The sequence below is a fragment of the Enterobacter cloacae complex sp. IR5403 genome (genome assembly GCF_049238705.1).
In the GTDB taxonomy this organism is placed as follows: domain Bacteria; phylum Pseudomonadota; class Gammaproteobacteria; order Enterobacterales; family Enterobacteriaceae; genus Enterobacter; species Enterobacter hormaechei_C.
The window spans coordinates 1-14,548 of the sequence record NZ_JBMKHP010000026.1 but is presented as its reverse complement, the minus strand read 5'-3'; the positions used below and the strand labels follow the sequence as shown (position 1 = coordinate 14,548).

Sequence of the window (14,548 nt, the reverse complement as noted above, 5' to 3'; positions counted from 1 at the left end):
CTATTTAACAGATGTCCCGGCGAGCGACACACCTGAACCCGCTCGCCAGCGCAGCCAGTCAATCACAATAAAGACCGCCAGACTGACGCCCATTACCGGCAACGCCAGCCCCAGCAGGATGCTTATCATGAACGTCACTCCCCTTCCCCACAGCGGCAATGCCAGCCAGCTTTGACAGAGCGTTTGTACCGGGTTCGCGGCTGACGTTGCAGGGCGACGCATCCACCACATCCGGTATCCCCAGATAATCAACACACACAGCGCAACGCCAAACGCGATGAGCAGCAGCTGATTTGCCAGACCAAACAGGATCCCCATATGGAAATCCACGCCCCAGCGGGTGAGTTTAGCCATCAGCGGGAAATCCCCGAAGCGAGTACTGTCCAGCACCTCCAGTGAGTGGGGATCCACGGCAACGGCATCAACCTGCGTCGGCCAGCGGCGATCGATTTCCGTCACTGTCCAGGCCTGGTCGTCCCTGCTTGCCGGGCGGATCTCAACCTTTTTCGCATCAATCACTGACCGGCGGGCAGCCTGCAATACGTTGTCAAAAAGCGACAGCTCGACTGGCATTTCAGGCATCGTCATTCCGCCGTGATGACCACGATGTTCGGCATGTTCATCCCTCATTTCCGGCGCACCGGAAAGAGTGGTGTTTACCTGCGGCGTCAGCCAGTTCATCTCTGCACGCAGCTTATCGACGTTGCCACCGGCCCATTGTGACCAGGTTAATCCGGTAGCTGAGAACAGCAGCATTCCGGCCAGTAATGTCCAGCCCAGAATTACATGCAGGCGACGACGATTCTGGAAACGATTGTTAATACGGCGCTTCGGTCGGGTGTAGAACCACAGCGCGATCCCGCCCAGGGCAGCAACCCACATCCACGAGGCGGCTAACTCGCTATAGAGGCGCCCGAGGTTGCCCAGCATCAGCGAGGTATGCAGATAATCGATAGTCTGACGCAGCGGTAAAATCCCGCTGGTGCCGTACACGGTCATATCCCCTCGAACCTCAAGGCTGGCGGGATCAATAAAAATAGCCCGATGCTCGGAGGGACCCAGCGCGGGGTCGGCAAACATCACGCGGGTCGTCTCGCCCTCTTCCAGCCCCGGACGAACGGCATGTAAACGCAGCGCTGAACCCACGGCGTTTTCCGCCACGGCAATTTGTTCAGCAAGAGGCTGCGCCTCACCCACGGCATCCGTGTGGAGTGCGTTACGGTACAGCGCATTTTCAAGCTGCGGCGTGGCGACGTACAGCGTTCCGGTCAGCGCTGCGAAGAAGATAAACGGACCGACAAACAGCCCAATATAGAAATGGAGGCGACGCAGCAGGTTTCCCCATGCCGCGCGCGGAGTGCAGGTAGTCATACTTTTCCTTTTTAAGGCAAAAAGTGAGTGATTTTGTTTTAAAGGGAGAAAGCAGACCGACGCGGCGGCGCGCGGGTATCGGGGTAAAGCCAGGGGAAAAAGTGCCAGTGGCTGACCGCCTGACGAGGCGGCTTCACGCGCAGCCGCTGCAACACCACGCTGAGCAGAACGATAAGCGCCAGCATCACGCCCGGAACATGCGCTAACAGCACGCAGTAGCCGCACGCCTCCGCATGGTCAACTGGCATAGAATGCGGCATATCACCATGATGCTCGTCCATCGACATCATGCTCATGTCATGGTGCATGCCCGGCATGGCGCTCATGGGATCTTTTTGCAGCGAGACGGAGATCAGCGGCGCCACGACGATCAGCAAGATCGCAAACAGCGCGGTCAATGCCGCTGCGCGTTTCCAGTTATGCTGATGCAGTACGTTATCCACTTACCCTCCACCCAAGAGGCGAACATTGTAAATGATTTATGACGGAAGGGTTAACGCGAGAGGTGCGATGGGATAAAAAAAGGGCCAGCCTTTCGGCCAGCCCTTTCTAACAGGATGTCGCTTAAGCGAATCTTAGTTCAGACGCTCTTTAATACGAGCAGACTTACCAGTACGCTCACGCAGGTAGTACAGTTTAGCTTTACGTACAGCACCACGACGTTTAACAGCAATGCTGTCAACTACCGGAGAGTGAGTCTGGAAGACACGCTCAACGCCTTCGCCGTTGGAAATTTTACGAACAGTGAATGCAGAGTGCAGACCGCGGTTACGAATAGCGATAACCACGCCCTCGAATGCCTGCAGACGTTTTTTGGAACCTTCAACAACCCATACTTTCACTTCCACGGTGTCACCTGGACGGAAGGAAGGTACGTCCTGCTTCATCTGCTCTTGTTCAAGTTGCTTAATGATGTTGCTCATAATTTAATCTCTTATCCTGGGTAAACTGATATTCGGGAGCGTATTACGCTTTCCCATCATGTTCATGCTGCTGGTGCGCGTGTTCAGTTTTGAACTCGGCCAGCAACTTTGCTTGCTCTTCAGTCAGAGCCAGGTTTTCCAGAAGTTCAGGTCTTCTAAGCCAGGTTCGGCCCAGCGACTGCTTCAAACGCCAGCGACGTATCTCGGCATGGTTTCCAGACAGTAACACTGCCGGGACCTCCATCCCTTCTAACACTTCAGGACGAGTATAGTGTGGACAGTCCAGCAATCCATCGGCAAAGGAATCTTCCGTTGCCGAAGCTTCATGGCCCAGAACCCCCGGAATAAACCGGGCGACGGAGTCAATCAGCGTCATTGCCGGTAACTCACCACCGCTGAGAACGTAATCGCCGATAGACCATTCTTCGTCAATCTCGGTTTGAATTACGCGCTCATCTATCCCTTCGTAGCGACCACAGACCAGAATCAGCTTTTGATTCGTCGCCAGTTCGCTCACGCCCGCTTGATCAAGCTTGCGTCCCTGAGGTGACAGATAAATCACCTTCGCGCCTTCACCTGCCGCGGCTTTTGCTGTGTGAATGGCGTCCCGTAAGGGTTGCACCATCATCAACATCCCCGGCCCGCCGCCGTAAGGACGATCGTCCACGGTACGGTGCCGGTCGTGCGTGAAGTCACGAGGACTCCAGCTCTGGATGCTCAGCAGGCCATTCTTTACTGCCCGGCCAGTTACCCCGTAATCGGTAATCGCGCGGAACATTTCAGGAAACAGGCTAATTATGCCAATCCACATAGCGCCGTCTTTTACCGTTTATCCGGAGAATTTAAAAACCAGGATCCCAATCTACTTCAATGGTTTGAGTAGTGAGATCGACTTTCTTGATAACCTGTCCATCGAGGAACGGAACCAACCGCTCCTTGATGCCAAATGCATCTTTCAGGTTTGCCTTAATGACGAGAACGTCATTTGACCCGGTTTCCATCATGTCGATGACTTTTCCGAGGCTGTAGCCTTCAGTGGTCACTACCTGGCAACCCATAAGGTCTTTCCAGTAGTAGTCACCCTCTTCCAGCTGTGGCAACTGCGACGAATCCACGACAATTTCACAATTAGTCAGCGCATTCGCGGCATCACGATCGTCAATGCCTTTCAGCTTGATGATGATGTCCTGATTGTGGTGACGCCAGCTTTCCAGCTCGACCTCTTCCCACTTACCGGCTTTCTGGATAAACCAGGGCTGGTAATTAAAAATGCTATCAGCGTCTTCAGTGGAGGAAAACACTCTGAGCCAACCACGGATACCGTAGCAAGAACCCATTTTTCCCAATACGATCGGTTCAACAGGTGCTTTATTGCTCATCATGACCACCGTGACAGATTAAGCTGCTTTGTTTGCTGCTTTGATCAGCGTAGCAACGCGATCGGAAACAGTAGCGCCCTGGCCAACCCAGTGAGCGATACGATCCAGATCCAGACGGGTTTCTTCTTCTGCGCCAGCGGCCAGTGGGTTGAAGAAACCAACGCGCTCGATGAAGCGACCGTTGCGTGCATTACGGCTGTCAGTCACAACAACCTGGTAGAACGGACGCTTTTTAGCGCCGTGACGAGCTAAACGAATAGTTACCATAACATCCTCTTGTGTGAATAAAACAACCGGGCCCCATCGAGGAACGGAGCCCGGGTGTCATATTAAAAGCCCGAAAATTTTACTCATTTTCGGGCAAAAAGCAATCTCAAAAGCGATTAACGCCCAGGAAAACCGGGAGGCATCATGCCTTTCATGCCGCGCATCATCTTCGCCATGCCGCCTTTCTTCATTTTCTTCATCATGCGCTGCATGTCGTCGAACTGTTTCAGAAGGCGGTTAACGTCCTGCACCTGCATGCCGCAACCGGCTGCGATACGGCGTTTACGGGAACCTTTGATGATTTCTGGCTTCGCGCGCTCTTTCAGCGTCATCGAGTTGATGATGGCCTCCATACGAACCAGCACTTTGTCATCCATCTGGGATTTGACGTTGTCCGGGATCTGGCCCATGCCTGGCAGTTTGCCCATCAGGCTTGCCATGCCGCCCATGTTTTTCATCTGACGCAGCTGCTCAAGGAAGTCGGTCAGATCGAAACCGTCGCCCTTTTTCAGCTTGCTGGCGAGTTTTTCCGCCTGCGCGCGGTCAACCTTGCTTTCAATATCTTCGATCAGCGACAGCACGTCGCCCATGCCGAGGATACGGGAGGCAATACGATCCGGATGGAACGGCTCCAGCGCTTCGGTTTTCTCGCCCACGCCGAGGAACTTGATTGGCTTACCGGTGATATGACGAATAGAGAGCGCCGCACCGCCGCGGGCATCGCCGTCGACTTTGGTCAGCACCACGCCGGTTAACGGCAGGGCTTCGTTAAACGCTTTTGCGGTGTTCGCCGCATCCTGACCGGTCATGGCGTCAACAACAAACAGGGTCTCTACCGGATTGATAGAGGCATGCACCTGCTTGATTTCGTCCATCATCGCTTCGTCAACGTGCAGACGACCGGCGGTATCCACCAGCAGCACGTCGTAGAATTTCAGCTTCGCCTCTTTCAGCGCCGCGTTAACGATATCGACAGGCTTCTGCGCCACGTCGGACGGGAAGAAGTCTACGCCAACCTGCTCGGCCAGCGTTTCCAGCTGTTTGATCGCCGCTGGGCGATACACGTCCGCCGACACCACCAGCACCTTTTTCTTGTGCTTTTCGCGCAGGAATTTCCCCAGCTTACCAACGCTGGTGGTTTTACCCGCACCTTGCAGACCCGCCATCAGTACGACGGCCGGCGGCTGAGCCGCCAGGTTAAGCACCTGGTTCTCTTCACCCATCGCCGAAACCAGTTCGTTACGGACGATTTTGACGAACTCCTGACCCGGAGTCAGGCTCTTGTTCACTTCATGGCCAACCGCTTTCTCTTTCACGCGGTTGATAAAATCACGTACGACCGGCAACGCGACGTCTGCTTCCAGCAGCGCCATGCGCACTTCGCGCAGCGTTTCCTTGATGTTCTCTTCGGTGAGGCGTCCACGGCCGCTGATGTTGCGCAGCGTGCGCGACAAACGATCGGTTAAATTATCAAACATTGTCTCTCGCCTGGGGTAGAAACGTTAGGTCGCCTGGGCGACACATACACAGAATTTTGCCGGAGTATAACATGAAGGCGCCTTTGTTGTTATGCAACGGTTGGAGCAGGCGTCACGTAACGTTATACTGCTTCTCTTTCTTATTAAGACAACTGTCGACGCCTATATGCCTGTTTTCGCACTGATCGCCCTTGTTGCCTACTCTGTCAGCCTCGCGCTGATCATTCCTGGCCTGCTGCAAAAAAACAGCGGCTGGCGGCGCATGGCTATTCTTTCGGCAGTGATCGCACTGATTAGCCACGCGTTTGCGCTGGAATCACGCATCATTCCCGGCGACGGCAGCGTGCAAAATCTGAGCGTACTGAACGTCGGCTCGCTGGTCAGCCTGATGATCTGTACGGTCATGACCATTGTCGCGTCTAAAAACCGTGGCTGGCTGCTGCTGCCGATAGTCTACGCCTTTGCGCTGATCAACCTGGCGTTAGCCACGTTCATGCCCAATGAGTTTATTACTCACCTGGAAGCCACGCCGGGGATGCTGGTGCATATTGGCCTGTCGCTGTTCTCCTACGCGACGCTGATCATCGCCGCCCTTTACGCCATGCAACTCGCCTGGATTGACTACCAGCTGAAAAATAAAAAGCTGGCGTTTAACCACGAAATGCCGCCGCTGATGGTGATTGAGCGTAAGATGTTCCACATCACCCAGGTCGGTGTGGTTCTGCTGACGCTGACGCTGTGCACGGGCTTGTTTTATATGAAGAACCTGTTCAGCGTGGAGAATATCGATAAAGCGGTCCTCTCCATCATCGCGTGGTTTGTCTATATTGTCCTGTTATGGGGCCATTATCATGAAGGCTGGCGCGGTCGTCGCGTGGTCTGGTTCAACGTAGCGGGTGCGGGCATTCTCACGCTTGCCTATTTTGGTAGCCGCTTCATACAGCAATTTGCTGGCTAAGTAACAAAAGGAGTTCCCCCTGGAACACATCTCTACCACCACGCTGATCGTCATTCTGGTCATCATGGTGGTCATCTCCGCTTATTTCTCTGGCTCTGAAACCGGCATGATGACGCTGAACCGCTACCGGTTACGTCATCGCGCCAAGCAGGGTAACCGTGCCGCGCGTCGTGTCGAAAAGCTTCTGCGTAAGCCGGACCGGCTGATTAGCCTGGTGCTTATCGGTAACAACCTGGTCAATATTCTCGCTTCTGCGTTGGGCACCATCGTCGGGATGCGTCTGTACGGCAACGCAGGCGTGGCGATTGCCACAGGTGTGCTCACGTTTGTGGTGCTGGTGTTTGCGGAAGTGCTGCCCAAAACCATCGCCGCTCTTTACCCGGAAAAAGTCGCCTACCCGAGCAGCTTCCTGTTAGCACCGCTGCTTATTCTGATGATGCCGCTGGTCTGGCTGCTGAATATGGTGACACGGGTGCTGATGCGCATGGTGGGTATAAAGGCAGACGTCACCATTAGTAGCGCGCTCAGCAAAGACGAACTGCGTACCATCGTGAATGAATCCCGCTCGCAGATCTCCCGCCGCAATCAGGACATGCTCCTGTCGGTGCTGGATCTGGAAAAGGTCAGCGTTGACGACATCATGGTGCCGCGCAATGAAATCGTCGGGATTGATATCAACGACGACTGGAAGGCCATTGTCCGCCAGCTGACACACTCCCCGCACGGGCGTATCGTCCTCTATCGCGATTCCCTCGACGATGCCATCAGCATGCTGCGCGTGCGCGAGGCCTATCGTCTGATGACTGAGAAAAACGAGTTCACCAAAGAGGTAATGCTGCGCGCCGCCGACGAAATTTACTACGTGCCGGAAGGCACCCCACTCAGCACGCAGCTGGTGAAGTTCCAGCGAAACAAGAAGAAAGTCGGCCTGGTGGTGGATGAATACGGCGACATACAGGGGCTGGTGACGGTCGAAGATATTCTGGAAGAGATTGTCGGGGACTTTACCACGTCAATGTCGCCTTCCCTTGCCGAAGAAGTCACCCCGCAAAACGACGGGTCAGTGCTTATCGACGGCAGCGCCAACATTCGTGAAATCAATAAAGCGTTCAACTGGCATTTGCCGGAAGACGAAGCGCGGACGATGAACGGAATGATCCTGGAAGCGCTGGAAGAGATCCCGGCGGCAGGCACGCGCGTGCGCATTGAACAGTATGATATTGATATTCTGGACGTTCAGGACAACATGATTAAGCAGGTGAAGGTCCTGCCCGTTAAACCTTTACGCGAAAGTATCGCCGAGTAATGTTGTAGGCCGGGTGAGGCGAAGCCGCCACCCGGCACTACGGGTCGGCAAATTACGCTTTCGCTTTCGCCACGGTCACCATCGCAGCGCGAATAGTACGACCGTTCAGGGTATACCCTTTCTGCATCACGCCCAGCACGTTACCCGCGGCAACGTCTTCGGATTCCACCATCGCAATGGCCTGGTGAACGTTTGGATCCAGCGGTACATCCGTATCGGCAATCACTTCAACACCGAACTTACGCACCACATCCAGCATGGATTTCAGCGTCAGCTCAATGCCTTCAATCATCGCCGCGTTATCCGGGTTAGCTTTATCCGCCACTTCCAGCGCGCGATCCAGGCTGTCGATCACCGGAAGCAGTTCGTTGACGAATTTCTCCAGCGCAAATTTGTGCGCCTTTTCAACGTCCAGCTCGGTACGACGGCGCAGGTTTTCCATTTCCGCTTTGATACGCAGTACGCCATCGCGTTCGCGATTCTGCGCTTCTACCAACTGAGCTTCCAGGTTGGCAATTTTTTCATCGCGCGGGTCCACCTGCTCAGCAGACGTGTCTGGCTCTACTGCCTCAACTTCATCGTGCTGTTCCGTGATAATTTCTTCAGGGGCTTGCCCCTCAGGCGTTTTCTGTTCTTTACTACTCATGAATTTCTCCGCGTTTTTCTGCATTCATCTCGCTAACTTCGCTTATTATGGGGATCAGTTTCCTGGATTCAAGGGAACAAGGCAGATTGTCATCATTCATCAGGCACAAGGACCTCCAGAAAATGAATAATCATTTCAGGTGTATTGGGATCGTCGGCCATCCGCGTCACCCTACCGCATTGACGACACATGAAATGTTGTATCGCTGGCTGTGTGGTAAAGGCTATGAAGTGATGGTCGAGCAGCAGATCGCCCAGGAGTTGCAGCTTAAAAGCGTCAGAACCGGCACGCTGGCGGAAATTGGCCAGCAGGCGGATCTCGCCGTGGTGGTCGGTGGCGACGGCAATATGCTGGGCGCGGCGCGAACGCTGGCTCGCTATGATATTAAGGTTATTGGTATTAACCGTGGCAATCTCGGTTTCCTGACCGACCTCGACCCGGACAATGCGCAGCAGCAGCTGGCGGACGTGCTGGAAGGCCACTATATCAGTGAAAAACGGTTTTTACTGGAAGCCCAGGTGTGTCAGCAGGACTGCCAGAAGCGCATCAGCACCGCCATTAACGAGGTGGTTCTCCATCCCGGTAAAGTGGCGCACATGATCGAGTTCGAAGTCTATATCGACGAAATCTTCGCTTTCTCGCAGCGTTCTGACGGGCTGATTATTTCAACCCCGACGGGGTCAACTGCCTACTCGCTTTCAGCCGGAGGCCCAATCCTGACGCCATCGCTGGATGCCATTACCCTGGTGCCGATGTTCCCGCATACGCTCTCGGCGCGTCCGCTGGTGATCAACGGCGACAGCACCATCCGCCTGCGTTTTTCCCATCGCCGTAACGACCTGGAGATCAGCTGCGACAGTCAGATTGCGCTCCCCATTCAGGAAGGTGAAGATGTCCTCATTCGCCGCTGCGATTACCATCTGAACCTGATTCACCCGAAAGATTACAGCTATTTCAAAACATTAAGCTCCAAGCTCGGCTGGTCAAAAAAATTGTTCTGATTTTGCATCCAGCACTTTACTGTATATAAAACCAGTTTATACTGTATACAAACACAGTTATGGTTTTTCATACAGGAAAACAATTATGCTGGCACAACTGACCATCAGCAACTTTGCCATTGTTCGTGAGCTTGAGATCGACTTCCATAGCGGAATGACGGCGATTACCGGAGAAACCGGTGCAGGTAAATCCATTGCCATTGATGCCCTCGGCTTGTGCCTCGGCGGTCGTGCTGAGGGGGATATGGTGCGCACAGGCGCCGCCCGTGCCGATCTCTGCGCCCGCTTCTCGTTGAAAGACACACCTGCCGCCCTGCGCTGGCTGGAAGCGAACCAGCTCGAAGACGGACGTGAGTGTTTACTTCGCCGCGTCATCAGCAGCGATGGCCGCTCCCGCGGTTTTATCAATGGTACAGCGGTTCCCCTTTCCCAGCTTCGCGAGCTGGGCCAGCTGCTCATCCAGATCCATGGTCAGCATGCGCACCAGCAGTTAATCAAACCCGAACAACAGAAAGCCCTGCTTGATGGCTACGCAGGTGAGTACGCGCTTACTCAACTCATGGCGGAGCACTATCGTCAGTGGCATCAAAGCTGCCGCGAACTTGCGCAGCATCAGCAGCAAAGCCAGGAGCGTACCGCGCGCGCCGAGCTGCTGGAATATCAGCTGAAAGAGCTGAACGAATTTAACCCGCAGGCGGGTGAATTTGAGCAAATCGACGAAGAGTACAAGCGTCTGGCCAACAGCGGTCAGCTGCTTTCCACCAGCCAGACTGCCCTTAATATGCTGGCGGATGGCGAAGACGTGAATTTGCAGAGCCAGCTGTATAACGTGCGTCAGCTTGTGACCGAACTGACCGGCATGGACAATAAGCTTTCTGGCGTACTGGAAATGCTGGAAGAGGCCGCGATTCAGATTTCAGAAGCCGGGGATGAACTGCGCCACTACTGTGAACGTCTGGATCTCGACCCGAACCGTCTGTTCGAACTTGAGCAACGCATCTCCCGTCAGATTTCACTGGCGCGTAAGCATCACGTAACCCCGGAAGAGCTGCCGAATTACTATCAGTCTCTGCTGGAGGAACAGCAGCAGCTGGACGATCAGGCCGATTCCCTTGAAACCTTGTCTCTGGCGGTTAATCTGCATCATCAGCAGGCGCTGGAAACGGCGAAACGGCTGCATGACGTGCGGCAACACTATGCGCTGGAGCTTAGCCAGCACATTACCGACAGCATGCATACGCTGGCGATGCCGCATGGGGTGTTCACCATAGATGTTCGCTTTGAAGAGAATCACCTGACGGCGGAAGGCGCAGATCGCGTAGAATTCCGCGTCACCACCAACCCGGGCCAGCCTTTGCAGGCGATTTCGAAAGTGGCTTCCGGCGGTGAACTGTCGCGTATCGCCCTGGCCATTCAGGTGATTACCGCCCGTAAAATGGAAACCCCGGCGTTGATTTTCGATGAAGTGGATGTGGGTATCAGCGGCCCGACCGCGGCCGTTGTCGGCAAACTGCTGCGTCAGTTAGGTGAATCGACGCAGGTCATGTGTGTGACTCACCTGCCGCAGGTCGCCGGATGTGGTCATCACCACTTTATCGTCAGCAAGGAAACCGATGGCGAAATGACGGAAACGCACATGAAGCCGCTGGATAAACGCTCACGCTTGCAGGAGCTGGCACGCTTGCTCGGCGGCAGTGAAGTCACCCGCAATACGCTTGCGAATGCGAAAGAACTGCTGGCGGCATAAACTTTTTCGGGATCTCAGGGTCATACAGAACAACAAAAACGCCGCCAGACCGGTTTCAAAGTGGGGCAAGGTCTATTATCATCGGCATATTACATATGAGCCGCGTACTGCTCGGGCCCGAAAAGGAATCAAATCACTATGCGCTGTAAAACGCTGACCGCTGCCGCAGCGGTTCTTCTGATGTTGACCGCAGGCTGTTCCACTCTGGAGAAAGTGGTTTACCGTCCTGACATCAACCAGGGGAACTACCTTACCCCTAACGATGTGTCCAAAATCCGCGTGGGTATGACACAACAGCAGGTCGCTTATGCCCTGGGAACCCCGATGATGTCCGATCCGTTCGGCACAAACACCTGGTTCTATGTATTCCGCCAGCAGCCCGGTCATGAAGATGTGACCCAGCAAACCCTGACGCTGACCTTCAGCAGTGCCGGCGTGCTGACCAACATCGACAACAAGCCTGCCCTGACCAAATAATCAGGCGTCAGCAACGCAAAAAGGTGCTCATTGAGCACCTTTTTTGTATCTGAATTCTTACGCAGAATCGTAGTCCCGGTAAGCGAAGCGCCACCGGGGGAGAAAGCGTTACTTACCCGATTTCTCCGCTCGCTGACGGCGCAGCTCTTTCGGGTCAGCAATCAGCGGGCGATAAATCTCAACCCGATCGCCATCCTTCAGCGCATCAGCAAGCTTTACCGGACGGCTATAAATGCCGACTTTATTCTTCGCCAGGTCAATATCACGGCGAAGTTCAAGGATGCCGGAGGCCCGGATAGCCGCCTCAACGGTGGCACCCTCTTCAAGCATCACGCGCTGCAAATACTGCTTCTCCGGCAGCGCATACACCACCTCAACAGCAATCTTATGCGACACTGTAAACCTCTTTGGCGCGCGTGGTGAACGCCTGAACCATATTCGAGGCCAGCTCTTTAAAGATACGGCCAAACGCCAGTTCGATCAGCTTATTGGTAAATTCAAAATCCAGATGAAACTCAATGCGGCAGGCGTCAGCGCTCAGCGGCGTAAACTTCCACCCCCCCATCAGTTTTTTAAACGGACCATCCACCAGATGCATCAAAATACTCTGATTGCTCGTCAGGGTATTGCGCGTGGTGAACGTTTTGCTGATCCCCGCTTTGGAGACATCCACGGCCGCAGTCATCTGCGTCGGGCCGGATTCCAGCACCCGGCTACCGGTGCATCCCGGAATAAATTCCGGATAGGACTGAACGTCGTTCACTAACTGATACATTTGTTCCGCGCTGTAGGGAACAAGCGCGGTACGGCTAATCTGAGGCATAGCATTTTCCATGGTCACACAACAGACAAATAATAACATTTATCACCTGTTAAAAAAACGCTAAGCCTTATCTCGTGCTAAGATAGCGCGTTAGACCTCACAGGACGCAATGAGGTGACTTTTTAAAATCAGATTACCGACGGCTTTACGACACTTATGACGAAGAAAAAAGCACATAAACCTGGTTCGGCGACCATTGCGCTTAACAAGCGTGCTCGCCACGAGTATTTCATCGAAGAAGAATTCGAGGCAGGCCTTGCGTTGCAGGGCTGGGAAGTAAAATCGCTGCGTGCCGGGAAAGCCAATATCGGCGACAGCTACGTGATCCTGAAAGACGGTGAGGCCTTCCTGTTCGGCGCGAACTTTACGCCGCTGACCGTCGCCTCTTCACATTACGTCTGCGATCCTACCCGCACCCGTAAGCTGCTGCTGAACAAGCGCGAACTGGAATCCCTCTACGGACGCATCAACCGCGAAGGCTTCACCGTGGTGGCGCTCTCTTTGTACTGGAAAAACGCCTGGTGCAAAGTGAAAATCGGCGTGGCGAAAGGTAAGAAACAGCACGACAAACGTACTGACCTGAAAGCACGCGAGTGGCAGCTCGACAAAGCACGTATCATGAAAAACGCAGGACGTTGATTCTGCGCACTTATTGTACTATTCAATAAGTTAGCGTTTCGGGCTGGTGTCGAGGAAGTAAAATCTGGTATACTGAGTTCAACACTATTGGGGCTGATTCTGGATTCGACGGGATTTGCGAAACCCAAGGTGCATGCCGAGGGGCGGTTTGCCTCGTTAAAAGCCGCAAAAAAATAGTCGCAAACGACGAAAACTACGCTTTAGCAGCTTAATAACCTGCTAAGAGCCCTCTCTCCCTAGCTTCCGCTCTTAAGACGGGGATCAAAGAGAGGTCAAACCCAAAAGAGATCGCGTGGAAACCCTGCCTGGGGTTGAAGCGTTAAAACTAATCAGGCTAGTTCGTTAGTGGCGTGTTTGTCCGCAGCTGGCGTGCGAATGTAAAGACAAACTAAGCATGTAGTACCGAGGATGTAGAAATTTCGGACGCGGGTTCAACTCCCGCCAGCTCCACCAAAATTCTCCATCGGTGATTACCAGAGTCATCCGATGAAGTCCTAAGAGCCCGCACGGCGTAAGCCCTGCGGGCTTTTTTGTGCCCTCAATTTGTCCCGCGAAGTCCGAAGAGAACTAATTAAATCCGAACCTTTTAGGCCCATTGATAGGCCCAACGAAAAGCTCTATTGTTTTCGTTGGGCCTAAACGCATGGAGACTCTCCCATGGCAAGAAAAACCAAGCCGTTAACCGATACGGAAATCAAAGCCGCCAAACCTAAAGATGCCGATTACCAGCTGTATGATGGTGACGGGCTTACTCTGTTAATCAAGTCCAGCGGTAGTAAGCTCTGGCAGTTCCGTTACTACCGACCTCTGACCAAGCAGCGAACCAAACAGAGCTTCGGTGCCTACCCTGCGGTCTCGCTTTCTGATGCACGTAAACTTAGAGCCGAATCTAAAGTTTTATTGGCGAAAGACATTGATCCCCAAGAACATCAGAAAGAACAGGTCAGAAATTCACAAGAGGCCAAAACTAATACCTTCTTGTTAGTTGCCGAGCGTTGGTGGAATGTGAAGAAAGCCAGCGTAACAGAGGACTATGCCGACGATATCTGGCGCTCGCTTGAGAGAGATGTTTTCCCAGCAATCGGTGATATCAGCGTCACTGAGATTAAGGCTCATACTCTGGTTAAAGCAGTGCAGCCAGTTCAGGCCAGAGGTGCATTAGAGACTGTTCGCCGCCTTTGCCAGCGTATTAACGAAGTCATGATTTATGCGCAGAACACAGGCCTGATTGATGCGGTTCCTAGTGTCAATATCGGAAAAGCATTCGAGAAACCGCAAAAGAAAAATATGCCGAGTATCCGCCCGGATCAACTTCCACAGTTAATGCAAACAATGCGTACGGCAAGTATCAGTGTGTCCACGCGGAGTCTGTTCATGTGGCAGCTTCTCACCATTACCCGCCCTGCCGAAGCTGCTGAGGCTCGATGTGAAGTGGTCAACAAAAACTGGCCACCGCGTTAGAGTTTTTCCAGTATCGGTTTTCTGATTCGTTTGGCGTTAACCCACCATTATATTCGTGCGGTCTTAGTGCGC

The 14,548-nt window shown here is 53.7% G+C and carries 16 protein-coding genes, 1 other RNA gene and 1 pseudogene; 8 read left to right on the top strand and 10 right to left on the bottom strand.

Going from position 1 to position 14,548, the window contains the following annotated elements; translation table 11 throughout:
- The 7 genes from ACOTW6_RS21345 to ffh form a co-directional block, all read right to left on the bottom strand.
- Nucleotides 1-1,371, bottom strand: a complete 1,371-nt coding sequence (locus ACOTW6_RS21345) for a PepSY-associated TM helix domain-containing protein (protein WP_062933583.1) — start codon at nucleotides 1,369-1,371, stop codon at nucleotides 1-3.
- Nucleotides 1,372-1,409: 38 nt separating this feature from the next.
- Nucleotides 1,410-1,814 carry a DUF2946 domain-containing protein gene (locus ACOTW6_RS21340; protein WP_047052212.1) on the bottom strand — a complete coding sequence of 135 codons (405 nt, stop codon included), beginning with the start codon at nucleotides 1,812-1,814 and terminating at the stop codon, nucleotides 1,410-1,412.
- 132 nt (nucleotides 1,815-1,946) lie between these two features.
- Nucleotides 1,947-2,294, bottom strand: a complete 348-nt coding sequence (gene rplS / locus ACOTW6_RS21335) for a 50S ribosomal protein L19 (protein WP_002914145.1) — start codon at nucleotides 2,292-2,294, stop codon at nucleotides 1,947-1,949.
- 43 nt (nucleotides 2,295-2,337) lie between these two features.
- Nucleotides 2,338-3,105, bottom strand: coding sequence for a tRNA (guanosine(37)-N1)-methyltransferase TrmD (gene trmD / locus ACOTW6_RS21330; RefSeq protein WP_003863138.1), 768 nt, complete (start codon nucleotides 3,103-3,105; stop codon nucleotides 2,338-2,340).
- 31 nt (nucleotides 3,106-3,136) lie between these two features.
- Nucleotides 3,137-3,676 (bottom strand): ribosome maturation factor RimM, encoded by a 540-nt coding sequence (gene rimM / locus ACOTW6_RS21325; RefSeq protein ID WP_015571575.1) that lies wholly within the window; start codon nucleotides 3,674-3,676, stop codon nucleotides 3,137-3,139.
- A gap of 15 nt (nucleotides 3,677-3,691) precedes the next feature.
- Nucleotides 3,692-3,940 (bottom strand): 30S ribosomal protein S16, encoded by a 249-nt coding sequence (rpsP, locus tag ACOTW6_RS21320; protein ID WP_003863133.1) that lies wholly within the window; start codon nucleotides 3,938-3,940, stop codon nucleotides 3,692-3,694.
- Nucleotides 3,941-4,056: 116 nt separating this feature from the next.
- Nucleotides 4,057-5,418: a signal recognition particle protein gene (gene ffh / locus ACOTW6_RS21315; protein ID WP_003863132.1), complete on the bottom strand. Its 1,362-nt coding sequence runs from the start codon at nucleotides 5,416-5,418 to the stop codon at nucleotides 4,057-4,059.
- 166 nt (nucleotides 5,419-5,584) lie between these two features.
- Between ffh and ACOTW6_RS21310 the strand changes: the two genes are divergently transcribed.
- Nucleotides 5,585-6,376, top strand: a complete 792-nt coding sequence (locus tag ACOTW6_RS21310; protein WP_014832951.1) for a cytochrome C assembly family protein — start codon at nucleotides 5,585-5,587, stop codon at nucleotides 6,374-6,376.
- 19 nt (nucleotides 6,377-6,395) lie between these two features.
- On the top strand, nucleotides 6,396-7,682 hold the full coding sequence (locus ACOTW6_RS21305; protein ID WP_026094274.1) for an HlyC/CorC family transporter: 1,287 nt from the start codon (nucleotides 6,396-6,398) through the stop codon (nucleotides 7,680-7,682).
- A gap of 52 nt (nucleotides 7,683-7,734) precedes the next feature.
- Here ACOTW6_RS21305 and grpE read toward each other — a convergent pair whose 3' ends face one another.
- Entirely contained in the window at nucleotides 7,735-8,328 is a 594-nt protein-coding gene (gene grpE, locus ACOTW6_RS21300; RefSeq protein WP_003863126.1) for a nucleotide exchange factor GrpE, read from the bottom strand.
- A gap of 122 nt (nucleotides 8,329-8,450) precedes the next feature.
- On the opposite strand from grpE, the gene nadK reads away from it, so the two are divergent.
- From nadK to bamE, 3 genes are all read left to right on the top strand, one after another.
- The gene (nadK, locus tag ACOTW6_RS21295; protein ID WP_062933582.1) at nucleotides 8,451-9,329 is read left to right on the top strand and encodes an NAD(+) kinase; all 879 of its coding nucleotides are present in this window, start codon (nucleotides 8,451-8,453) and stop codon (nucleotides 9,327-9,329) included.
- A gap of 85 nt (nucleotides 9,330-9,414) precedes the next feature.
- Complete coding sequence (gene recN / locus ACOTW6_RS21290) at nucleotides 9,415-11,076, top strand: DNA repair protein RecN (RefSeq protein WP_015571579.1); 1,662 nt, start codon at nucleotides 9,415-9,417, stop codon at nucleotides 11,074-11,076.
- Between the two features lie 138 nt (nucleotides 11,077-11,214).
- Nucleotides 11,215-11,553: an outer membrane protein assembly factor BamE gene (gene bamE / locus ACOTW6_RS21285; RefSeq protein WP_003863121.1), complete on the top strand. Its 339-nt coding sequence runs from the start codon at nucleotides 11,215-11,217 to the stop codon at nucleotides 11,551-11,553.
- A gap of 108 nt (nucleotides 11,554-11,661) precedes the next feature.
- Here bamE and ACOTW6_RS21280 read toward each other — a convergent pair whose 3' ends face one another.
- Nucleotides 11,662-11,949: an RnfH family protein gene (locus tag ACOTW6_RS21280; RefSeq protein WP_017383006.1), complete on the bottom strand. Its 288-nt coding sequence runs from the start codon at nucleotides 11,947-11,949 to the stop codon at nucleotides 11,662-11,664.
- On the bottom strand, nucleotides 11,939-12,376 hold the full coding sequence (locus ACOTW6_RS21275; protein WP_003863117.1) for a type II toxin-antitoxin system RatA family toxin: 438 nt from the start codon (nucleotides 12,374-12,376) through the stop codon (nucleotides 11,939-11,941). Before ACOTW6_RS21275 ends, ACOTW6_RS21280 begins: the two co-directional genes overlap by 11 nt.
- Before the next feature lie 156 nt (nucleotides 12,377-12,532).
- Here ACOTW6_RS21275 and smpB point away from each other — a divergent pair, with 156 nt between their 5' ends.
- The 3 genes and pseudogenes from smpB to ACOTW6_RS21260 all read left to right on the top strand — a co-directional run.
- Complete coding sequence (smpB, locus tag ACOTW6_RS21270) at nucleotides 12,533-13,015, top strand: SsrA-binding protein SmpB (protein ID WP_003863115.1); 483 nt, start codon at nucleotides 12,533-12,535, stop codon at nucleotides 13,013-13,015.
- Between the two features lie 89 nt (nucleotides 13,016-13,104).
- Nucleotides 13,105-13,468, top strand: a transfer-messenger RNA (tmRNA) gene (gene ssrA, locus ACOTW6_RS21265).
- A 204-nt stretch (nucleotides 13,469-13,672) separates the two neighbouring features.
- Nucleotides 13,673-14,461 (top strand): annotated as a pseudogene (locus tag ACOTW6_RS21260) (integrase domain-containing protein); the annotation flags it as partial.
- Nucleotides 14,462-14,548: the final 87 nt, after the last annotated feature.